This window comes from Pseudoxanthomonas sp. J35 (assembly GCF_000513995.1).
Classification (GTDB): domain Bacteria; phylum Pseudomonadota; class Gammaproteobacteria; order Xanthomonadales; family Xanthomonadaceae; genus Pseudoxanthomonas.
The window spans coordinates 78,343-101,500 of the sequence record NZ_AZVB01000014.1 but is presented as its reverse complement, the minus strand read 5'-3'; the positions used below and the strand labels follow the sequence as shown (position 1 = coordinate 101,500).

Sequence of the window (23,158 nt, the reverse complement as noted above, 5' to 3'; positions counted from 1 at the left end):
GCCGCGGCGAGCATAGGAACCGGTAGTCTCACCAGCTGCGAGCGACTTCAACCTGTTGGCTTAGGACACCCATGTCTGAATTACCTCGTGGACTGTACGAGCAACTCGTAACCAAGGGCCTGGAAGATGCACTGGCCACACTGGATCCCCGACACCGCGCCCAACGCGAAACCTTGCACCCGGAAGAGGCTGCGGACCGGCTGGCCTTCCATCTGGCGGCCCTCGTCCGCCGCAGCGTAGCCGCCCTGGACGCCGGCAAGCGCATAGAAGTTGGCCTCAAGCTTGCCGACGAAGTCATCCAGCTGCTGGCTACGGGTAGCAAGGGCGTCGATGACGCCGACTCGCTTGCAACTAGCGGCGATGTGCTCCGAGCCATCACTGCATTGCGTCCAGACGGGCAGCCCGAAGCAGTTACCCTCCCGGCCACGCCGCTCCTCGACACGACCCTGCTAACCAATGCGCCCGGCGAGCCGCATATCGGCTTCCAGCTCAATTCCGAGATCAGTTCGGCCGACCGCATCGACCTACTGATGGCCTTCGTCCGCCGGACCGGCATCCGGCCGATGCTGGACCTGTTGCGCCGGCACGTGGACCAAGGCCGCCCGCTGCGCCTGATGACCACCACTTATACCAATTCGACCGAGCTGGCCGCGCTGGAAGTCCTGCGCGGGCTTGGCGCCGAGATCAAGGTCTCCTACGACGCCACCAGCACCCGACTCCATGCCAAGGCCTGGCTCTTCCATAGGCATTCGGGGTTTTCGACTGCGTACATTGGTTCGTCGAACCTGACCCATTCGGCGCATGTGACCGGGCTGGAGTGGAACGTCCGTGTCTCCGGCGCGCGAAACCCCGATGTCATCGACAAGTTCTCGGCGGTCTTCGAAAGCTACTGGCATAATGCCGACTTCCGGCCATTCGATGCCGAGGAGTTCCGCGAGCTGACCCAGACCCGGAGCGACGGCCCGGTGGTCTACCTGAGCCCGGTCGAGATACGTCCCGAACCTTTCCAGTCGCGCTTGCTAGAGCTGATTGAACTCTCTCGCTTACAAGGCCACCATCGAAACCTATTGGTCTCGGCTACCGGCACGGGCAAGACCGTCATGGCGGCCTTGGATTACCAACGTTTACGTACCCGCCTGCCGCGCTCGCGTCTGCTGTTCGTTGCCCATCGCAAGGAGATTCTCGAGCAGAGTCTGGCGACGTTCCGGCATGCGCTCCGCGACCCCGCCTTTGGCGAGCTATGGGTCGGGGGCGACCGTCCCGACCGCTTCGAACATGTATTCGCGTCGATCCAGAGCCTACGGGGAAGCAAACTTGAGAACCTGGCGCCCAATCACTTCGATGTCGTCATCATCGATGAGTTCCACCACGCCGCCGCGCCCACCTATCAGACGCTTCTGGAGCATTTGCTTCCTCGGGAGCTGCTAGGCCTGACCGCAACGCCGGAGCGTGGCGATGACGAACCGATCCTGCACTGGTTCGGCGACCGGATTGCCGCCGAGCTACGTCTCTGGGATGCCATCGAGCAGCATCGTCTAGTCCCCTTCGCCTATTACGGCATTGCAGACGACACCGATTACCGCAATGTCACCTGGCGGCGTGGCCGTGGCTATGATCCTCAGGAGTTGAGCAACCTAGTTACCGGCAATGATGTGCTGGCGCGGCGCATCATCTCCAAGGCTCGGGACACCGTGCCCAACTTCGAAAGCATGCGGGCGCTGGGCTTTTGCGTCTCAGTGGGACATGCACGCTTCATGGCGGACCAGTTCAACGCCGCCAACCTGCCTTCGGTAGCCGTGTCGGCGGACACGCCCCAGGCCGAGCGGACGCAAGCCCTGCAGGCATTGGCAGCCGGACAGCTTCGCGCGGTGTTCTCCGTGGACCTTTTCAACGAGGGGATCGACGTGCCGGCGGTGGACACCCTGCTCCTGCTTAGACCCACCGACAGCCCCACCGTTTTCCTGCAGCAGCTCGGCCGAGGCCTTCGCCGGGAACCGAACAAGAGCATCTGCACCGTCCTGGACTTCGTCGGCCATCACCGCAACGAATTCCGCATGCATAGGCGGTACGGGGCACTGCTTGGCGGCGGCCGCAGGCAGCTCGAGCGACAGATCGAACAAGGCTTCCCATTCCTGCCGAGTGGTTGCCACATGCAGCTGGACGCGGTAGCCGCCCAGCGGGTGCTTGATAACATCCGCCAGAGTATTCCGCGTACCTGGCGCGGCAAAGCCCAGGAGGTGCGCCGGGTCGCCGAATCCGACCCGCGGATCACCCTCAAGAATTTCATCCTCCAAAGCGGCATCGAGCTGGAGGACATCTACGCCAACAACAAGAGCTGGTCGGACCTGCTCGAGGAAGGCGGCGTGCCCACCCTGCCGCCGGGGTCGCACGAGGCCAGCCTGCGTCGGGCACTGGGGCGCATATTGCACCTGGACGACGCTTTGCGTATCGAGCAGTACCGGGCCTTTGCCGTGCAACCGCATGCCCCGGTCATTGCCCAGTTGGATGTGAGGACCCGCAGGCTGTTCCACATGCTGGCTGCGATGCTCACTGAGTCTGTCCTTAGCAGAGACGAAACGCTCGACGACGCGGCCGCGCTCATCTGGTCTCATCCGCAGGTATTGGCCGAGCTCGTACAACTCCTCGACGTGCTCTCTGATCGGATCGAACACGTGCACCAGCCATTGGCAACACACCCGGATGTGCCCCTCAGCGTCCACGCCCGGTATACACGTCGAGAGGCATTAGCCGCGTTCGCCAGCGGCAACAAACTCAAGTTGCGCGAGTGGCGAGAAGGCGCTTGCTGGCTCCAGGACGAACAGGTCGACTTGCTCGCCATTACCCTGGATAAGACGAGCGGGCACTTCTCGCCCACGACTCGCTATCGCGACTACGCGATCAGCCCTTCCTTGCTCCACTGGGAAAGCCAGTCCGGCACGCGAGAAAGCAGTCCATCGGGCCTTCGATATCAACACCACGAGGCCGAAGGCAGCGTCGTTCTGCCAATGGCGCGGCTAACGGTCGAAGATCGCGCCTTCTGGCTCCTAGGGCCCGCGGCCTACGTAAGCCATGAGGGCGAGCGGCCAATGGCGATCACGTGGCGGCTCGCACACGAGCTACCAGGCGACCTCTTCGCCAGCTTCGGCGCGGCTGTCAGCTGACTAACGCCACATCGCCCTGCTTGGATCCGTACTTCCTACCGACTCCGGAGTAATCAATCACCGCAACGTCAAAAAGCTGACCCACGACTTGTTGCTCAAAGTCATGGCCTGACTGATCGTGATTGACTGCAAACCCAGAATTTTTCAGTTCTTCGATGAGGGGTATCAGTTCATCATCGATGGAAATTATCCGACCGAATTGGCTCGCGCTAGGCCATTCTGATACGACTCCAGTTTCGGCGCACGATTAAAACATCCCCACATATTGCCTCCCCTTTCGCGACCTACATATTCCTTCGATACTCCCCGCCCACGTCGTACAGGGCGTGGCTGATCTGGCCCAGGCTGTGGGTCTTGACCGCCTCGACCAGCGCCTCGAAGACGTTGCCGCGGCGGCGCGCGGTATCCTGCAGGTAGGCCAGACCGTGGCCATTGTGCACGGCCTCGGACAGGCCGCTGCCGGCCTCGTCGGCCCCGGCCAGGTGGCCAGTGACTGTCTCCCCTTCCGGGGCCAGGCGGTTGCGGTTGGCCTGCCAGGCGCGGACGTTGGCGATCTGCTGGGCCTTCTCGGCCTCGGTGGAGCGGATCAGCTCGATCTCGGTGGCCACCTCGCCGGCGTGTTCCTTGGGCAGGAAGGTGTTGACGCCCACCAGCGGCAGGCTGCCGTCGTGCTTCTTCTGCTCGTAGTACAGGCTCTCTTCCTGGATCTTGCCGCGCTGGTACATGGTGTCCATGGCGCCCAGCACGCCGCCGCGCTCGCTGATGGCCTCGAACTCCCTGTAGACCGCCTCTTCCACCAGGTCGGTCAGGTACTCCACCGCGAAGCTGCCCTGCCAGGGGTTCTCGCAGTAGTTCAGGCCAAGCTCCTTGTTGATGATCATCTGGATGGCCACGGCGCGGCGCACGCTTTCCTCGGTCGGCGTGGTGATGGCCTCGTCGTAGGCGTTGGTGTGCAGGCTGTTGCAGTTGTCGAACAGCGCGTACAGGGCCTGCAGCGTGGTGCGGATGTCGTTGAACTGGATCTCCTGCGCGTGCAGCGAACGGCCGGACGTCTGGATGTGGTACTTCATCATCTGGCTGCGCTCGTTGGCGCCGTAGCGCTCGCGCATGGCGCGGGCCCAGATGCGGCGGGCGACGCGGCCGATGACGGTGTATTCCGGGTCCATGCCGTTGCTGAAGAAGAAGCTCAGGTTGGGCGCGAAGTCGTCGATGTGCATGCCCCGGGCGAGGTAGTACTCGACGATGGTGAAGCCGTTGCTCAGGGTGAAGGCGAGCTGGCTGATCGGGTTCGCCCCGGCCTCGGCGATGTGGTAGCCGGAGATGGACACCGAGTAGAAATTGCGGACCTGGTGCTCGACGAAGTACTGCTGGATGTCGCCCATCATGCGCAGGGCGAACTCGGTGCTGAAGATGCAGGTGTTCTGGGCCTGGTCTTCCTTGAGGATGTCGGCCTGCACGGTGCCGCGCACCGTCTTGAGCGTGTCGGCCTTGATCTTCGCGTAGGTCTCCGCGTCCACCAGCTGGTCGCCGGTGACGCCCAGCAGGCCCAGGCCGAGGCCGTCGTTGCCCGGCGGCAGCTCGCCGTGGTACTGCGGGCGCTGCCGGCCTTCGAAGAACGCGTCGATCTTCTTCTGCGCCACCGCCCAGCGATCCGGGTCGGCCTTCAGGTACTTCTCCACCTGCTGGTCGATGGCGGTGTTCATGAACATCGCCAGGATGATCGGTGCCGGGCCGTTGATGGTCATCGACACGCTCGTGGTCGGCGCGCACAGGTCGAAGCCGGAGTACAGCTTCTTCATGTCGTCCAGCGTGGGCACGTTGACGCCGGAGTTGCCGATCTTGCCGTAGATGTCCGGGCGCGGCGCCGGGTCCTCGCCGTACAGGGTGACCGAGTCGAACGCGGTGGACAGGCGCGCGGCCGGCTGGCCGGCGGACAGGTAGTGGAAGCGGCGGTTGGTGCGTTCCGGCGTGCCCTCGCCGGCGAACATGCGGATCGGATCCTCGCCGGTGCGGCGATACGGGTAGACACCGCCGGTGTACGGATAGCTGCCGGGCAGGTTCTCCTTGCCGAGGAAGGTCAGCAGCTCGCCCCATGAGCGGTAGGTGGGCGCGGCGATCTTCGGCACCTTCTGGTGGCTGAGCGATTCGCGGTAGTTCTCCACGCGGATGGTCTTGCCGCGGACCTGGTACTCGGTGACCTCGTCGGTGATCGACTTCAGCCGCTGCGGCCACTCGCGCAGCAGGCGCAGGGATTCGCTGGAGAGCGACTGGACGGCGTCGTTGTAGCGCTGGCGCAGGTTGAACAGGGTGCGGTCGGCCTCGGGCGCCATCGCCCCTCGCCCCTCGGGAGAGGGGTGCATGGCGGCCGTGTCGTACAGCGACAGCGGCTGCGGCAGCAGCGGGTCGCCCAGCTCGCGCAGGACTTCCCAGTAGTGCTGGGCGCGGGCAGCGGTCTCGGCCTCGCATTCGATGCGGCGGTTGATCGCCCTGCCCTGCTCGGCGATCTCGGCCAGGTAGCGCACGCGGCTGCCCGGGATCAGCACGGTGGCGCGCGGTTCCTTGAGCGAGGTGTCGATGTCGGGCCGGTAGTCGCAACGGCCACCCTCGCCCACGCCGAGCTTCTCGCGCAGCAGCCGGCACAGGTTGGCGAACATCCAGCTCACGCCCGGGTCGTTGAACTGGCTGGCGATGGTCGGATAGACCGGGATGTCCTCGTCCTTCGCCTGGAATGCGGTGCGGTTGCGCTTCCACTGCTTGCGCACGTCGCGCAGCGCATCCTCGGCGCCGCGGCGGTCGTACTTGTTCAGCACGATCAGCTCGGCGAAGTCGAGCATGTCGATCTTCTCGAGCTGGCTGGCCGCGCCGTAGTCGGAGGTCATCACGTACATCGGGAAGTCGACCAGGTCGACGATCTCCGAGTCGGACTGGCCGATGCCGGCGGTTTCCACGATCACCAGGTCGAAGTCGAGCGACTTGAGGTAGCCGACGCAGTCCTTGAGCACCGCATTGGTGGCCACGTTCTGCCGGCGGGTGGCCATCGAGCGCATGAACACGCGGTGGCTGCGCAGCGAGTTCATGCGGATGCGGTCACCCAGCAGTGCGCCGCCGCTGCGGCGACGGGTCGGGTCGACCGAGACCACGGCGACGCGCATGGCCGGGAAGCAGGACAGGAAGCGGTTGAGCAGCTCGTCGGTGACCGAGGACTTGCCGGCGCCACCGGTGCCGGTGATGCCGATCACGGGCGTGATTCGTGATTCGTTGGAGCCTGAGGCCCAACCGCGGCGCATCAGGGCCAGCTCGGATTCGGAGAAAACGCCGTCCTCGATCTTCGAGAGCATGCGGGCGATCGCGAACTCGTCGGCCGTGTCCTGCCCTTTCGAATCCCCAATCACCAATCCCGAATCACGGTTGTTGCGCGTACGCGCAACAACGTCCTCGATCATCTCCACCAGCCCCATCTTCATGCCATCGTTGGGGTGGTAGATGCGCTCGACGCCGTAGGCTTCCAGCTCGCGGATCTCTTCCGGGGTGATGGTGCCGCCACCGCCGCCGAACAGGCGGATGTGCGAAGCGCCACGCTCGCGGAGCATGTCGACCATGTACTTGAAGTACTCGACGTGGCCGCCCTGGTAGCTGGACAAGGCGATGGCGTCGGCGTCCTCCTGCAGCGCGGCGCGTACCACGTCCTCGACGCTGCGGTTGTGGCCGAGGTGGATGACCTCGGCCCCCTGCGCCTGGATCAGGCGGCGCATGATGTTGATCGCCGCGTCGTGGCCGTCGAACAGGCTGGCCGCGGTGACGAACCGCAGCGGGGTGGTGTCCGGACGGGCGGCGGGGATCTGGCTTGCGGGGGTGCTCATGCGCGCTGCTGGTCTTCGGGAATCAATGGCTTGTTCCCGATTCTAGTGCTTTCACCCGAAACCTTAGGGTGCGCTGCAGCGTGACTTTGGCGGCCGGGATGGGAACGCGGCGTGCAGGACGTCGTAGAGCGGGGCTTGCCCCGCTGCTTCTCCCGGTGATGTCGGGAACCATACGCTGGAGTCGGGCAAGCCCGACTCTACGTGGGCGCGTTGGCGGTTCTGCGTGCGGCGGCCGCCGTTCTGGAGCGGGGCTTGCCCCGCTCCCGTGCGTGATGGCCGGCGCCGGCCTCAGAACCGGCCTTCGATACCCAGCGTCACCGTATCGGCGCTGTTGATCTCGGTGTCGTAATAGTCGCCGTTGTAGTAGTAATCCGTGGCGTAGGCGTACCTGGTGTAGACCAGGCTGACGCTGAAGTGCCGGTTCGCGTCCACGCCGATGCCGAAGCTGGCGTAGGCGCCATCCACGTCCACGTCGTCGTCGGCGGTCCAGTAACCCAGGCGGGCGATGGCGAACCAGGGATTGCGTTCGCCGAAGTTGAAGCGGGCATTGGCACCGATGTTGGCGTAGCGGATCGACGGGAACAGCCCGCTCTCCGTGGTCCGCTGGTCGAGGCGGCCACCGCCCAGCTCGAAACCGACCAGCGACACATCCCCTGCCAGCCAGCGGTAACCGAAGTTGCCCGACGCGAAATCCTGGCGCACGTCCTCGTAGACCCAGCCCTGCCCGGCCTGCACGCCGGCGAAGAACCCGTCCTGCAGCGGCTTCTTGCGGCGCGCCTGGTGAGGCGACGGCGGCGGCACGGACGGCACCGGCGCACCCAGTGCCGATGGCGTCGACGTCGCCTGGGCAGGCCCGGTCGCCTGCGATTGCGGGTACTGTGACGGTGGCTCGGTGGAACTGCCCTGCGCGGGCTGGGCCTGCGGCTGCGTGGTGGCCGGCTTCTGCCCTTTCCGATACGCATTCCAGGCAGGCGAGATGGACTGGGCCTGGGCCTCGGCGATCCCGCTGGCCAGCAGGACGGACACGGCGAGTACTGCGGTCTTCTTCATGCGCTTCCCCCGTTGGACGTGAGCATCCGCGCATCCACGCACGGATGGTGCGGTCCGCCGCGGCCCTGCCGTCCATGGGCATGGAGGCGTCCCCGGGCACGCGGATCGTCCGCGTTACAGCGGTTCTGCTACGCATCGACCTGGCGGCCTGCGAACCCCGTCGCGACCGCCCTTCCCCGGGCCGCGGAGGCGGCCCGTGCCGATTGTGCCAGCCTGCGACCGGCGGGCAACACCCGCCGGTCAGGCCGGACCCGGCGACGCCCAACCATGGCCCGGCATGGAGGCGCCACATCCGTCGCCCGCCTTGCGGGCAGCAGGCCGCGGCGGCCGGCCTCGTCTGCCCAGGCCCAGGCTCAGGCGAAGCCGAATGGCAGGTTGGGCGAAGAGACCACGCGCTCGCCCACATCCTCGCCATGCAGGAAGCGCAGTGCGGCCTCGATCACGCGCGGCTCGCCGGCGATGCGGTGGTGGCCCAGGTCACTGGTACTGAGCAGGCGCGCGTCCGGCCACAGCCGCGCGTAGCGCTCGCCCTCTTCCCACGGCACGTCGCCGTCTTCGAGGTCGTGCACGACCAGCGCCGGCACGCCCAGCGCGGGCACGTGATGCTGGATCCCGAACGCGTCGACCGGCACGCCGATCTCGCGCTCGAAGCGCTGGAACATGCGGTCCACCAGCGGCGGCGCCAGCCCGACCATGCGGCCGAAGCGGTTGCCGGCCTCGCGCAGGTCGGCGGCGGGCGCGATGAGCACCGCGCGCCCTGCCTGCACGCCCCCGTGCAGGGCCAGTGCCGCCGCGGCGCCGCCCATCGAGTGCGCGACGATGGCGGCGGCGGGGCCGTGCTGGCGCGCCACCGTGGCCAGCGCTTCGGCGAACGCCGGCAGGATCGCGCGGCCGTCGCGGTTGCGGCCGTGCGCGGGATGGTCGAAGGCGACCACCGCGTAGCCGGCCTGGCGCAGCGGTTCCACCCACGGCCGGCAGCGCAGGCCGAAGCTGGACCAGCCGTGCGAGAACAGCACGTAGGGCTCGACCGCGGGGTCGCCCCAGGTGTACGTGGTGAGCGTGCCGACGGCGCTTTCGACCTGGCCGATCACGGCATCGTCGGCCGGCGCCGCCATGGCGCGCGCATGCGAGGACGGCAGCGGCGTGCCGAACAGCCGCGCGGCCCGGCGCACCGTGGCGCCGGGCATCACCCAGCCGCCGATGGCGAAGGCGGCGCGCAGCAGCCGCGGGACACCCGGATTTCGAACGGTCGTGCTTTTTTGTGGCGGAGCGAAGGGAGCAACGGTAGCCATGGCGATCCTCCGTGGGGGAGTCAGCGGCGGGGGGCGGCGGCCGGGGTGGCCGGCTGGGATTGCAGGCGGGCGAACAGCTCGTCGAACGCACGGCGCGCCAGTGCCTGGGCCTGCGGGTTGTGCAGGCGCGCGTGGTGCAGGCCGTGCATCAGCGCCTGCAGCTGGAAGGCGACCAAGGCCGGATCGGTGTCGGGACGGAAATGCCCTTCCTCCACCGCCAGGCCGACCGCGCGTTCCAGCGCCTGGCGCCAGTTGTCCATCAGCTGGGCGACGTGGTCGCGCATGGGGCCGGGACGGCCGTCGTACTCGAGGGTGGCGCCGGCGAACACGCAGCCTTCCGGATGCGCGGCCAGCCAGCCCAGCCAGGCCTCGATGATCGCGCGCAGCCGCGGCAGGCCGCGCGGGCGGGTCAGCGACGGCGCCATCACCTGCCCGGCGAACTGGCCCGCGACCCAGTCCAGGGTCTGCCGCACCAGATCCTCGCGCGAGCCGAAATGGGCGAACACGCCGCTCTTGGACATACCCGCAGCCTGGGCCAGCTCGCCGATGGTCAGCCCTTCCAGGCCGCTGTGCGCGGCCATGCCGGCGGCCCGCTCCAGCAGCATGCTTCGGGTGCTGGCGCCCTTGGCGGTGGGCGGCGGGCTGGCGGCGACGGGGCTCATGATCGACGTAATAGCACGACCGTTCGTTTTATTCAAGCCCGGTGAGGCTTCCTGCACGGGCTGGGGGTACAATGCGCGCCTGCGACGCACGCCCCCTTCCCGGCCGAGTCGCTTTTTTGTTTGCGGACCCGGCGCGAGCCACCAACAGCCATACCGTCACGGTCGCCGCAGCCCGGCGCCCTGACGCGGAGCCAACCGATGCTTCTGGAAACCCTCGCCACCTCCGGCCACGAGCAGGTCGTCTTCTGCAACAACCCCCAGGCGGGCCTGAAGGCGATCATCGCCGTGCACAACACGGTGCTGGGCCCGGCGGTCGGCGGCGTGCGCATGCGCCATTACGCCGACGAGGCCGACGCGGTGCGCGACGTGCTGCGCCTGAGCCGTACCATGACCTACAAGAACGCCCTGGCCGGCCTGAACATCGGCGGCGGCAAGGCGGTGATCATCGGCGACCCGAAGACCGACAAGAGCGAGGCGCTGTTCCGCGCGTTCGGCCGCCAGGTCGAGGCGCTGGGCGGCCGCTACATCACCGCCGAGGATGTCGGCACCGACGTCAACGACATGGAGCTGATCTACCTGGAGACGGAGTTCGTCACCGGCGTGCACCAGGTCCATGGCGGCTCCGGCGACCCGGCCCCGTTCACCGCCTACGGCACCCTGCAGGGCCTGATGGCCTCGTTGCAGCGCAAGTTCGGCCACGAGGAAGTGGGCAAGGTCAGCATCGCGGTGCAGGGCCTGGGCCACATCGGCATGGAGCTGGTGAAGCTGCTCAAGGAACGCGGCGCCAAGCTGTTCGTTTCCGACCTGGATCCGAAGCTGGTCGACCGTGCGGTGTCCGAATACGGCGCCGAAGCGGTGAAGCCCGAAGAGATCTACGACGTGCAGGCCGACGTCTTCGCGCCCTGCGCGATGGAAGGCTCGATCGACGCCAGCACCCTGGAGCGGCTGAAGGCGAAGATCGTCTGCGGCTCGGCCAACAACCAGCTGGCCAGCCACGCCATCGGCGACGAGCTGTACCGCCGCGGCATCCTCTACGCGCCGGACTACGCGGTGAACGCCGGCGGGGTGATGAACGTGTCGCTGGAGATCGACGGCTACAACCGCGAACGGGCGATGCGCCTGATCCGCAGCATCTACCACAACGTCACGAAGATCTTCGACCTGTCCGAGCGCGAAGGGATCAGCCCGCAGTACGCGGCCGACCGCATCGCCGAGGCGCGCCTGGAAGCGATCGGCCGGCTGAAGCTGCCGATGGGCCGCACCCGCCCGCGGATGGGGCACCTGCGCGGCGAGCACTGAGCCGCCCCGGCGTGGGAGTCGGGCAAGTCCGACTCTACAAAGGCACCGCAACGCCGCCTTTGTAGAGCGGGGCTTGCCCCGCTGCCTTTCATGCGGGCCGGGCACACCGGGCGTGGGAGTCGGGCAAGCCCGACTCTACGAAAGCCACGCATGCTGCACCTGCACGTGTGGTCGCCGGGGCGGCGCACTACACTGGTCGCAAATGAAACCATTGAGGTAGGCAATGCGGCTGTTCCAGCTGGGAGAGGAGATCGACGCACTGCGCGAGGCCGTGCGCCGGTTCGCGGACTCGGAAATCGCACCGCGGGCGGCGGAGATCGACGAGGCCAACGCCTTTCCCCAGGACCTGTGGCCCAAGCTGGGCGAGATGGGCCTGCTGGGCATGACCGTGCCGGCCGAATACGGCGGCAGCGGCATGGGCTACCTCGCCCACCTGGTGGCGATGGAGGAGATCTCCCGCGCCTCCGGCTCGGTCGGCCTGAGCTACGGCGCGCACTCCAACCTGTGCGTGTCCAACCTCTACCTCAACGGCAACGAGGCGCAGCGCCAGAAGTACCTGCCGAAGCTGTGCAGCGGCGAATGGAAGGGCGCGCTGGCGATGAGCGAGCCGGGCGCCGGCTCGGACGTGGTCGGCTCGATGCGCTGCAGCGCCGAACTGCGCGATGGCATGTGGATCGCCAACGGCAACAAGATGTGGATCACCAACGGCCCGGAGGCCGACGTGCTGGTGGTCTACATGCGCACCGCCGGCAAGGACGCGGGCAGCCGCTGCATGACCGCCTTCATCGTCGAGCGCGGCATGCCCGGCTTCTCCACCGCGCAGAAGCTCGACAAGCTGGGCATGCGCGGCTCCAACACCTGCGAACTGGTGTTCGAGAACTGTGCGATCCCGCAGGAGAACGTGCTGGGCGAGGTGAACCAGGGCGTGCGCGTGCTGATGCGCGGCCTGGACACGGAACGCCTGGTGCTGACCGGCGGCCCGCTGGGCCTGATGCAGGCGGCGCTGGACATCACCCTGCCCTACGTGCGCGAGCGCAAACAGTTCGACGCGGCGATCGGCACCTTCGGCCTGATGCAGGGCAAGCTGGCCGACATGTACACCGCGCTGCAGTCCAGCCGCGCCTTCGCCTACCAGGTCGCGCGCGATTTCGACGCCGGCCATACCTCGCGCGCCCTGGCCGCCTCGTGCCTGCTGCACGCCTCCGAGGCCGCGGTGCAGGTGGCGCTGGAAGCGATCCAGTCGCTGGGCGGCAACGGCTACATCAACGAGTTCCCGACCGGCCGCATCCTGCGCGACGCCAAGCTCTACGCGATCGGCGCCGGCACCAACGAGATCCGCCGCATGCTGATCGGCCGCGAACTGTTCGAAGGCCGCGGCTGAGCCGCACCACCGCACCTGGCCGCGACGTCATCGTTGCTCCGTAGAGTCGGGCTTGCCCGACTCCCCCGCCGGATGTGCCGGCGCACGCGAAGAGCAGCGGGGCAAGCCCCGCTCTACATCCACGCCCGATGTCCGCCGCATCGGGAGCGGCGGGACGCAAACCTCGCCCTCCCGATGGCCTTCCAGCCCTCCCAAAAAAGAACGCGCCCCGAGGGGCGCGTTCCTGTTTCCACCGACCGCCGCGCTCAGAACGCGTGGCGGTACTGCAGGTTCACCTGCTGGTCGCTGTAACGGTCGCTCTGGCGACGGCTCAGGTCGACGCGGAACAGGTTGCGAGGCGAGAACGCGGCGTTCAGGCCAAGCTGGTACAGGCTGCTGTGCTCGGCCAGGCCGATGCCGTACAGCGGCTCCCACTGCTCGTAGCCGACGAAGCTGGCATTGAACAGTTCGCCACTGGACTGCAGGCGCTCCTGGTACTCGCCACGCGCGTCCAGCGACAGCGACAGGCCGTTGCCCATCCGCCAGCTGCGCTCGCCGCGCAGGCCCACGTAGCCCTGGGTGCGGGTGCTGTCCCAGGCGTCCGCACGCAGGCCCAGGCCGCTGGCGCCGGCTTCGCTGAAGCCGTCGTTCTCCAGGCGGGTGTAATCCACGCCGACGTACGGGGTCAGGGTGGCGCCCGCCAGGCGGAAGCCATGACCGGATTCCACGTTGGCGGTGAAGTAGTTGCCCGACACCCGCGAGGACACGCCGTCCAGGCTCATGCCCAGCAGCACGTTGCGCTGCATCTGCCGGTCGAACTGGCCCATGCCGACGCGGCCCTGCGCGTACCAGCCGTCATCCAGCCAGGCCGCGTAGAGTTGGCTCTCGTACTGGTAGCCGCGCACGCGGTCGCCCATGGCCGGCAGCCAGCCCTGCTGCTGCTGGCGGCTGAAGGCCACGCCGGCCAGTGCATTGGCGCCCAGCGCGATGTCGTGGCCGACCATGTCGCCGCTGGTGGCGAAGTCCACCGCGTCGAACCCGGTCAGCGACATGGCGCCATCGCGCGACAGGCTCGAAGCCCAGGCGCCGGTGCCGCGGATGCTGTCGCGGAAGCGGTCGACACGAGCGTTGGCCGCGCGACGGTTGGCGTCGATGCTGTCGTAGGTCATCGCCGAGGACGCGCCGTGCAGCTGGCCCGACAGGCTGCGCAGCGACAAGTCGAAGCCGGCGATGCCCTGGGCCTGCTGGAACGCGGCAGCCGCATCGAGCAGGCGCGCGTCGATGCCGACGCCGCCACCGAGCTTGATACCGTTGTCGATGCCGCCGAGCATGTTCTCCACGCGGGTGGCCGAGCCCTGCGACAGCGCCGACAGGCCCCACATCGACGACGCCGCGGCCACGTCCACGCGGGTGGCGCGCAGGTAGGCATTGAGCAGGTCGTACTCGAGGCTGTAGTTCACCAGGGTCACGTTAGGCGCGCTGGTGACGAAGGCGAACTCGCCGTCCAGGCCTTCCTTGGTGTACAGCACCATGGCGCGCTGGTCGAAGACGTAACCGTTGCGGATGCCTTCGATGTACAGCGTGCTGTCGGCGATCTTGGCCGTGCCGTCCACGCCGAGCGGGTTGCCCAGCCAGATGTGCAACGTGCCGGTGTCGGTGTTGACGAAGTCGCCGGCGATGTTCATCGCGTTGACGCCGTCGCCGGCGATCAGGTCGCCGGCATTGGTGACGCTGCCGCCGAAATTGCCCACGCCCTTGAAGCGGGTACCCGCTTCCGTGCTCACGTTGGAGCTGGTGAGGCCCTGCCGCACTTCCAGGCCGCCCTTCCGCAGCACGGTGTCGCCGGTGTACGAGCTGCGCTCGGTCAGCACCAGGGTGCCGGTGCCGTCCTTGATCAGGCCGCCGCTGCCGCTGATCGGATTGCGGAAATAGCTGACGTCGATGCCGCGCGCCGGATCCACGCGCTTGTTGTCGAACTCGACCAGCACGTCGCCCCAGTCGAACTTGCCCGGGCCCTTGACCGCCGCGCCCACGTTGAGCAGGCCGTAGCCGAAGATGTCGTCCACGCCCTCGGCGCCGATGTCGGTGGCGGTACCGAGGATGGTCTGGCGGACCAGGTCGTTGTTGAAGTACGGGAAGGCTTCCCACACCAGCGCGGCTGCGCCGGACACCAGCGGCGCCGCGTAGGAGGTGCCCCCGCCCCACTTGTAGGAGGTGCTGCCGGCGCTGTCGGTGTGGCCGGTGAACACCGCGTTGCCCGGGGCGACCAGGCAGTAGTTCCTGGCGACGCCGCAGGCCTGCGAGTAGTCGGTCAGGGTCGGCTCGGCCTCGGTCGGGTTCAGCGCGCCCACGGCCAGCCAGCCGCGCTCCAGGAATGCCGCCGCGGGCGACTTGCTGGGCAGCGCGGCGTTGTCGGTCGGATTGGCACGGTAGCGTTCGTCGCGGCCGGCGTTGCCGTTGGCGAACACGACCAGGCCATCGCGGTTGAGGATCAGGTCGCTGTACGCGTTGACGAACTCGTTGGTGACCCGGTCGTCGGTCCAGTACAGGCCGCCCCAGGAATTGTTGATGATCACGCCCGTGGCGCCAGCTCTTTCGGCGGCGTCGGCGATCTCGAGGTTGAGGGCACGGAAGTAATCGCCGTAGCCCTGCCCGGCGCGGACCTCGTTGCCCTGGCCCGAACCGTCGTCGTCCGGCGATTCGTCGTAGATGATGCGCGAGGACACGATGCTCGCGCCCGGGGCGACGCCGCCCGGCCAGTTGCCGACGGCCTTGCCGGCGGCCAGCTGCGCCACCGTGGTGCCATGGCCGACCTTGTCGCCGACGCTGAGGTCGTTCTCGGCCGGGTCCACGTGCACGAAGCTTTCGATCACCCGGCCCGTCAGCGCGGGATGGTTGCTGTTCACGCCGGTGTCGAGCAGGCCGATGACCACGCCCTTGCCGGTGTAACCGGCGCGCTCGGCTTCGGTCGCGTGGGTCAGGGTCAGGTGCGCGTCGTGCGGCGGCTGCACATTGGCCGGAGGAGGTGGAGTACCACCGCCACCGCCGCCGTCGTTGCCACCACCGCCACCGCCGCCACCACCACCGCCACCGCCGGAGCCGCCGCCACCACCGCCACCGATGACCAGCGGCGGGACATCGCTCTTGGAGTTGCCACCGCCACAGGCCGACAGGCCCAGGCTCAGCACCGCGACGACAGCCAAAGCCAAGGCATTGCGCCCTTGCGTGTTCTTCATCCGTGTTTTCCCCCATGGCAGTGGCGCGACGGTCGCGCCAGGCATTGGGGCAATTTGTAACCCGTATCCCATCCAGAAACAACGACTTCCACCGGTGTCCTGTGGCGTAGGTCCAGTTCCATGCACTCCACCGGACGCTGGCGAGCTTTGTCCTGAGGCGCTCGTCACGCAATCAACGAAGCTGGGGAAACACCGGTGCGCAGACAGCGCATGGCGGTCCGACGCGGCGGCCGGATGCCCCCACCGGATAACGGCTGGATCAGAAGCCGACGGCGTAGCGCAGCGAGACCAGGCTGGCATCGCCGCGCGGGCCGAAGCGCTGGTCGTAACCCAGCGACAGCACCGAGCGCGGCGACAGCCAGGCCCGTGCCGAGACCCCGAACATGCCGCCGGACAGCGCCGGATCGGTGGCCGCCAGCGGCGACCAGGCTTCCACGCCGACGAAGCTCGCCGGGCGTTCCAGACCGTCGCTGGCCACTGCCTGCTGCCACTCGGCATAGCCGTCGAGGCCGAAGCGACCCCAGTCCTGGCTTGCGCGCAGGCCGGCAATGGCCTGGGTGCGCGAGGCCGCGTGGCCGTCGCTGCGCAGGCCGAAGCCTTCGGCGCCCTGTTCCTCGAAGCCGTCGCTGACCACGCGCACGTGTTCGGCGGCCACGTAGGGCGACACCGTCCAGTCCGCGCCCCCGAAGCGGTAGCCCGCCTCTGCACCCGCCAGCGTGTAGCTGCCGCCATAATCCGCGTGCAGGCCATAGGTGCTGCCGCCGAGCAGCAACTGCCGGTCGACCTGGCGCTGCCACTGGCCGGCACCGAACTGCCCCATCAGATAGCCCTGGTCCCACTGGCGGCCGATCCACGCCTGCGCGCCCGCCTGGCGTTCGCGGCTGCGGTCGGCCACCCCGCGGACCAGGCTGTCGCCACGCGCCTCGCTGACCGCGATGCCGGCCAGCAGCGAGCCGGACAGGCGCGCGTCGTGGCCGGCCATCCACCCGCCAACACGGGCATCCGCCCCTGCCACCGGAGCACCGGCCGCATCCAGGGCCTGCATCCAGCCACCGGCGCGGACATGGCCATTGGCGACTTCGTCGAAACGCGAGGCCAGCGCGCGCCGGCCCAGGTCCAGGGCATCGAAGGTCGCCGCCGCCGCGGCCGCATGCACTTCGCCGGACATGCTGCGCAACGTGGACACCGCCTCGCCAGCGCTGGCGATGTTCTGGAACTGGCCGGCGATGCGGATGAAGCCGTCGGCCACCGCGCCCTCGCCCCCCTGCTGCGCGTCGATGGTGTCGAACGCCGCCTCCACCCGCTGCGCCGCCGACAGCGCGGCGGGCGTGATGTCGGCCAGGCTGGCCGCGGTGGCCTGCACGTCCAGGCGGCTGATGTCCATCCATGCACGGTTGGCGTCGTACCCAAGCGTGGCATCGAGGAACAGGCTGGACGAGGCGGTCAGGCGGTCAAACCGGCCGGTCAGGCCGCCATCGGCGGTCAAGACGTACTCGCGTGCCTGCCAGGTGTAGCCGCTGCGCAGTCCGGCGACATGGACGTCACCGCCTTCCAGGGTCGCCGTGCCGCCCACCTGCAAGGGCCCGTAGCCCACCACCAGCGACAGCACGCCGCCGGGCTTCTGCACGTAGTTGCCGGCCACTTCCATCCCGCCGGCCGGCAGGTCGCCGTCGATGAGGACGGTGCCGGTGTTCTGCAGGTTGCCGCCCAGCCAGCCGGCGCCGGCCAGGCGCGCGCCGGCCGCGACGAAGACATCCGACCGGCTCAGCCGCCCGGGGATCTTCAGCGTGCCGCCCTGCACGCGGGTGGCGCCCTCGTAGTCCAGCGCCACTCCGCCGGCGCCGAGCACCAGGGTGCCGCTGCCCTGCTTGAGCAGGCCGCCGCTACCGGTGATGGCGTTGCTCCAGGTCGACTCGCCGCTGAAGTTGACGGCAACGTCGCCCCAGTCGAACTTCGCCGGCCCGCCCAGCGCCTTGGCGACATCGAGCAGGCCGTAGCCGAACACCGCGTCCACGCCCGGGTCGCCCAGGTCGGTGGCGGTACCCAGCAGGGTCTGCCGGACCAGGTCGTTGTTGAAGTACGGGAATTTCTGCCAGACCACCGCCGCGGCGCCGGACACCAGCGGCGCGGCGTACGACGTGCCGCTGCCGTAGTAATAGGAAGGGTTGCCGGCGGTGTCGTTGGTGCCGGTGAACATCGCCGTGCCCGGCGCGACCAGGCAGTAGTTCTTCGCCAGGCCGCAGGCGTTGGAGTAGTACATGAGCCGGTCGGGCCGGGAGGTGTCCAGCGCCGCGACCGCCAGCCAGCCGCGCTCGAGGTCGGCCGCCGGCAAGGTGCTGTTGGGGCCCGGCTGGCTGGGCAGTGCCGCCATGTCGGTGGGATCGGAACGGCTTTCGTTGCCGGTGGCGAACACCACCAGGCCGTCGTGGTCGCGGATGAAGAAGCGGTACTCGTCGGCGATCGCGGCGGTGGCGGTGTCGCGGGTCCAGTACAGCCCGCCCCAGGAGTTGTTCATGATGCGCATGCCGCGCGCGACCAGGTCCTGGTGGATCGCCTTGACCCCGATCGCGCCGGTGACCTCGTTGCCCTGCCCCGACCCGTCGTCGGTCGGACGCTCGTCGTTGATGATGCGGGCCGACAGGATGGTCGCGCCGGGGGCGACGCCGCCGGGCCAGCGCCCGAAGGCCTGGCCCGCGGCCAGCTGGGCGACGGTGGTGCCATGGCCGACCTTGTCGTCGACGCTGAGGTCGTTCCGGCTGGCACTGACGTAGGTGAGGTTGGCGGCCACCCGCCCGGCCAGCGCCGGCTGGTTGCGGTTGACGCCGGTATCGATCACGCCGATCCGGTAGCCGGCGCCAGTATAGCCCTGGCGCTCGCCGGCGGTGGCGTGTGTCAGCGCCAGGTGCGCGTCGATGCCCGGCTGGATCAGCGGCGGAGGCGGTGGCGGCGGCGGAGGCGAAGTCGGCGGGGGCGGCGGCGGGGGCGATGGCGCGCTTGGCGTACCGGAACGGACGTTGCCGCCACCACCACCGCCACAGGCGGCCAGTCCGGATACCAGCGTGCTGGCGATCGCGATCGCCAGCAGCGAGCGCGCCAGCCCGTTGCCCGTGCCCGCACTGCCGAAGACCTGCATCAGTTCACCTCTCGCGATGTTCTCGCCGGCGGGTCGCCCACCAGCCCCCCCCGCCCCGTCTATACCGCAACCGGGGGCCCGCTGTCGCCTGTCCGGGGGGACGGTAGCGGGCGCCGGCGGCCACCGCGATAATCAGGACTCATCCGCGAGAGGTTGCCTCCCCCATGTCCGACATCGTCATTGCTGCCGCCAAGCGCACCGCCATCGGTTCCTTCCTCGGCCAGTTCACCGGCGTGCCGACCCCGACCCTGGGCGCCGCCGCCATCTCCGCCGCGCTGGAGCAGTCCGGCGTACCGGCCGCCGACGTGTCCGAAGTGATCATGGGCTGCGTGCTGCCGGCCAACCTCGGCCAGGCGCCCGCACGCCAGGCGGCACTGGCGGCCGGCCTGCCGGCCAGCACCGGCTGCACCACCATCAACAAGGTCTGCGGCTCGGGCATGAAGGCGATCATGCTGGGCCACGACCTGATCAAGGCCGGCTCGGCCTCGATCGTGGTCGCCGGCGGCATGGAGTCGATGACCAATGCGCCGCACATGATCCCCAACTCGCGCACCGGCAACCGCTACGGCGGCTTCCAGGCCGTCGACCACATGGCCTGGGACGGCCTGACCAATCCCTATGACGGCCAGGCGATGGGCGTGTTCGCCGAGAAGACCGTTGAAAAGTACGGTTTCTCCCGCGAGGAGCAGGATGCGTTCGCGATCGAGTCGGTGAAGCGCTCGCAGGCCGCGCAGGCCTCCGGCGCGTTCGCGGACGAGATCGTCCCGGTCAAGGTCGCCACCCGCAAGGGCGAGGTCGAGTACGCCACCGACGAACAGCCGGGCAAGTCGGACATCAACAAGATCCCGACCCTCAAGCCGGCGTTCAAGAAGGACGGCACCGTGACCGCCGCCAGCTCCTCGTCGATCTCCGACGGCGCCGCGGCCACCGTGCTGATGTCGGCCGAGGAGGCGGCGAAGCGCGGCGTGCAGCCGCTGGCCCGGATCGTCGGCCACGCGACTTTCTCGCAGCAGCCGGAATGGTTTACCACCGCGCCGGTCGGTGCGATTTCCACCCTGCTGGACAAAGTCGGCTGGAAAATCGCCGACGTCGACCTTTTCGAAATCAACGAGGCCTTCGCGGTGGTGGCCATGGCGCCGATCAAGGAGCTGGGGATTCCCCACTCCAAGGTAAACGTCAATGGCGGCGCCTGCGCGCTCGGCCACCCCATCGGCGCCTCGGGCGCGCGCCTGGTCGTGACCCTGGTCAACGCCCTGCGCAAGCGCGGCCTCAAGCGGGGCGTGGCCACGCTGTGCATCGGCGGCGGCGAGGCTACCGCTATCGCGCTCGAAATGTTGTAATCGTTTTTCACGGGTCTTTTATGAATATGACCGAATTCCGCTTGACAGCGGATTCCGGCTTGTCATCATGTTGCCGGCGCGCAACCTAGCGCGTTGCCCAACTTAACGACGAGGAACATCCAATCATGAGCATCAACAAGCTGCTGATCGCCCTGGCCCTGGGTCTGGCCCTGGCCGCGTGCTCGAAGCAGGAGCAGGCTCAGGACGCCGCCGCTGCCGCCGACCAGGCTGCCGCCGAGGCCCAGGCTGCCGCCGACCAGGCCGCCGCTGCCGGCGCCGAGACTGCCGACGCTGCCCAGGGCGCTGCTGACGCCGCCGCTGCTGCCGCCGACACCGCTGCCGACGCTGCTGCCGCCACCGCCGGCGCCGCCACCGACGCTGCTGCCGACGCTGCTGCCGACACCGCCGAGGCTGCTGCCGACGTGGCCGACCAGGCCAAGGACGCCGCCGAAGAGGCCAAGAAGTAATTCGCGCAGTAACCTGCCGAACACTTCAGTTGTACTGGAAGGCCGCCGGGTAACCGGCGGCCTTTCCGTTTATGCGCCATCCATCGGGGATATTCCGGATTCACGGGATGCTGAGGCGGGTTTGGCGATGCTCGCGCCGACCCACCCGACGATGGAGTTTCCAATGAAGCGCACCCTTTCGCTGTTGACCGCCACCGCCGTGGCCGTGGTGCTGGCGGCGTGCAACCAGCCGGCCCGCGACGAGGCCAACCGGGCTGGCGACCATGCCGCCGCCGCGGCCGATCATGCGGCCGCCGCCACCGAACACGCCGCCGCCGACGCCGTCGATGCCGCGCGCGAAGCCAGTGCCACGGCCGAGGTCCGCGCCGAGCAGGCCGCGGCCGAAGCCCGCGAAGCCGCCGACCGTGCCGGCGATGCCGCCCGTGACGCCACCGCACGCGCCGCCGATGCCACCGCCGACGTGGCCGAAACCGCCGCCGCCAAGGCACGCGACGCCGCCGAAGCGGCCGAGCGCAAGGCCAACCAGGACTGACCCCGGCAGCGCCCGCGGCCCACGCCGCGGGCGCCTGCGTGCTGCGCCGCCAGAAGGCGTATGCGGAGGCGTGACGTATCCTTCGGGCATCCCGTCTTCGCCACGCCCATGCCCGCCATCCGCAGCCAGATCGATACACGCTCCCCCGAGTTCGCCGCCCACTCCGCCCATCATCGCCAGCTCGCCGCCGAACTGAAGCGGCGCCTGCAGCGTGCCGCCGAAGGTGGCGGCGAGAAGGCCCGGCAGCGCCATACCGAACGCGGCAAGCTGCTGGCCCGCGACCGCATCGACGCCCTGCTCGACCCCGGCTCGCCCTTCCTCGAGATCGCCCCGCTCGCCGCCGAGGACATGTACGACGGCGCCGCGCCGGCGGCCGGCATCGTCTGCGGCATCGGCACCGTCTGCGGGCAGGAAGTGGTGATCGTCGCCAACGACGCCACGGTCAAGGGCGGCACCTATTTCCCGATGACGGTGAAGAAGCACCTGCGCGCGCAGGAGATCGCGCGCGAGAACCGCCTGCCGTGCATCTACCTGGTCGATTCCGGCGGCGCCTTCCTTCCGCTGCAGGACGAGGTATTCCCCGACCGGGAGCACTTCGGCCGGATCTTCTACAACCAGGCGCGGCTGAGCGCGGAGAACATCCCCCAGGTGGCGGTGGTGATGGGCAGCTGCACCGCCGGCGGCGCCTACGTGCCGGCCATGTGCGACGAGTCGGTGATCGTGCGCGAGCAGGGCACGATCTTCCTCGGCGGCCCGCCGCTGGTGAAGGCGGCCACCGGCGAAGTCGTCGACGCCGAATCGCTCGGCGGTGCCGACGTGCATACCTCGGTGTCGGGCGTGGCCGACCATTACGCCGAGGACGACGCGCACGCGCTGCAGATCGCCCGCGGCATCGTCTCCCACTTCAACCGGCGCAAGCACATCGCCCTCGCCACCCGCGAGCCGCGCGAGCCGCTGTATCCCGCCGAGGAGCTTTACGGCATCGTTCCCGCCGACACCCGGCGCCCGTTCGACATCCGCGAGGTCATCGCGCGCCTGGTGGACGGCAGCGAGTTCGAGGAGTTCAAGGCGCGCTACGGCAAGACCCTGGTCACCGGCTTCGCCCACCTGCACGGCTACCCGGTCGGCATCGTCGCCAACAACGGAATCCTGTTCTCCGAGAGCGCGCTCAAGGGCGCGCACTTCATCGAACTGTGCAACCAGCGCGGCATTCCGCTGGTGTTCCTGCAGAACATCACCGGCTTCATGGTCGGCCGCAAGTACGAGAACGCCGGCATCGCCAAGGACGGGGCCAAGATGGTCACCGCCGTGGCCTGCTCGTCCGTGCCCAAGTTCACCGTGGTGATCGGCGGCAGCTTCGGCGCCGGCAACTACGCCATGTGCGGCCGCGCCTACGGCGCCCGCTTCCTGTGGATGTGGCCGAACGCGCGGATCAGCGTGATGGGTGGCGAGCAGGCCGCCAGCGTCCTGGCCACCGTGCGCCGCGACGCGATCGAGGCCGGCGGCGGCAGCTGGAGCGCCGCGGAGGAGGAAGCGTTCAAGGCGCCGGTGCGCGAGCAGTACGAGCATCAGGGCAGTCCGTGGTACGCCACCGCGCGGCTGTGGGACGACGGTATCATCGACCCGGCCGACACGCGCCGGGTGCTGGGCCTGGGCCTGTCGGCCGCGCTCAATGCGCCGATCGAGCCGGCGCGGTTCGGCGTGTTCCGCATGTAACCGCAGACCCGTGTCCGGCACGCCCGCCGGATGCGGCCGCGGCACGGGGA

General features: G+C 68.6%; 13 protein-coding genes. 7 read left to right on the top strand and 6 right to left on the bottom strand.

The window, feature by feature from the left end; all coding sequences use genetic code 11:
• The first annotated feature begins 71 nt into the window (after positions 1-71).
• Entirely contained in the window at positions 72-3,161 is a 3,090-nt protein-coding gene (locus tag PSEJ35_RS0110650) for a DUF3427 domain-containing protein (RefSeq protein ID WP_028917779.1), read from the top strand.
• A 284-nt stretch (positions 3,162-3,445) separates the two neighbouring features.
• Here PSEJ35_RS0110650 and PSEJ35_RS0110645 read toward each other — a convergent pair whose 3' ends face one another.
• The 4 genes from PSEJ35_RS0110645 to PSEJ35_RS0110630 all read right to left on the bottom strand — a co-directional run bounded on the left by PSEJ35_RS0110645 (position 3,446) and on the right by PSEJ35_RS0110630 (position 10,025).
• Positions 3,446-7,021, bottom strand: coding sequence for a methylmalonyl-CoA mutase family protein (locus PSEJ35_RS0110645; protein ID WP_028917778.1), 3,576 nt, complete (start codon positions 7,019-7,021; stop codon positions 3,446-3,448).
• 288 nt (positions 7,022-7,309) lie between these two features.
• Positions 7,310-8,071 (bottom strand): hypothetical protein, encoded by a 762-nt coding sequence (locus tag PSEJ35_RS0110640; protein WP_028917777.1) that lies wholly within the window; start codon positions 8,069-8,071, stop codon positions 7,310-7,312.
• Between the two features lie 353 nt (positions 8,072-8,424).
• A complete protein-coding gene (locus PSEJ35_RS0110635; RefSeq protein ID WP_028917776.1) occupies positions 8,425-9,363 on the bottom strand; it encodes an alpha/beta fold hydrolase in 939 nt (312 codons plus the stop codon).
• A 20-nt stretch (positions 9,364-9,383) separates the two neighbouring features.
• Positions 9,384-10,025 (bottom strand): TetR/AcrR family transcriptional regulator, encoded by a 642-nt coding sequence (locus PSEJ35_RS0110630; RefSeq protein ID WP_028917775.1) that lies wholly within the window; start codon positions 10,023-10,025, stop codon positions 9,384-9,386.
• Between the two features lie 198 nt (positions 10,026-10,223).
• On the opposite strand from PSEJ35_RS0110630, the gene PSEJ35_RS0110625 reads away from it, so the two are divergent.
• Both PSEJ35_RS0110625 and PSEJ35_RS0110620 read left to right on the top strand, forming a co-directional pair.
• A complete protein-coding gene (locus PSEJ35_RS0110625; RefSeq protein ID WP_028917774.1) occupies positions 10,224-11,324 on the top strand; it encodes a Glu/Leu/Phe/Val dehydrogenase dimerization domain-containing protein in 1,101 nt (366 codons plus the stop codon).
• 223 nt (positions 11,325-11,547) lie between these two features.
• Positions 11,548-12,705 carry an isovaleryl-CoA dehydrogenase gene (locus PSEJ35_RS0110620; RefSeq protein ID WP_028917773.1) on the top strand — a complete coding sequence of 386 codons (1,158 nt, stop codon included), beginning with the start codon at positions 11,548-11,550 and terminating at the stop codon, positions 12,703-12,705.
• A gap of 245 nt (positions 12,706-12,950) precedes the next feature.
• Here the strand turns inward: PSEJ35_RS0110620 and PSEJ35_RS0110615 are convergent, their stop codons facing one another.
• Positions 12,951-15,920 carry a S8 family serine peptidase gene (locus PSEJ35_RS0110615; protein ID WP_156924793.1) on the bottom strand — a complete coding sequence of 990 codons (2,970 nt, stop codon included), beginning with the start codon at positions 15,918-15,920 and terminating at the stop codon, positions 12,951-12,953.
• 259 nt (positions 15,921-16,179) lie between these two features.
• Positions 16,180-19,053 (bottom strand): autotransporter serine protease, encoded by a 2,874-nt coding sequence (locus PSEJ35_RS0110605; RefSeq protein ID WP_051412646.1) that lies wholly within the window; start codon positions 19,051-19,053, stop codon positions 16,180-16,182.
• 164 nt (positions 19,054-19,217) lie between these two features.
• On the opposite strand from PSEJ35_RS0110605, the gene PSEJ35_RS0110600 reads away from it, so the two are divergent.
• The 4 genes from PSEJ35_RS0110600 (at position 19,218) to PSEJ35_RS0110585 (ending at position 23,108) form a co-directional block, all read left to right on the top strand.
• Positions 19,218-20,393 (top strand): thiolase family protein, encoded by a 1,176-nt coding sequence (locus PSEJ35_RS0110600; protein ID WP_028917770.1) that lies wholly within the window; start codon positions 19,218-19,220, stop codon positions 20,391-20,393.
• 125 nt (positions 20,394-20,518) lie between these two features.
• Positions 20,519-20,860 (top strand): hypothetical protein, encoded by a 342-nt coding sequence (locus tag PSEJ35_RS0110595; protein WP_028917769.1) that lies wholly within the window; start codon positions 20,519-20,521, stop codon positions 20,858-20,860.
• Positions 20,861-21,023: 163 nt separating this feature from the next.
• The gene (locus PSEJ35_RS0110590) at positions 21,024-21,392 is read left to right on the top strand and encodes a hypothetical protein (RefSeq protein ID WP_028917768.1); all 369 of its coding nucleotides are present in this window, start codon (positions 21,024-21,026) and stop codon (positions 21,390-21,392) included.
• Between the two features lie 108 nt (positions 21,393-21,500).
• Complete coding sequence (locus PSEJ35_RS0110585; protein ID WP_028917767.1) at positions 21,501-23,108, top strand: carboxyl transferase domain-containing protein; 1,608 nt, start codon at positions 21,501-21,503, stop codon at positions 23,106-23,108.
• Positions 23,109-23,158: the final 50 nt, after the last annotated feature.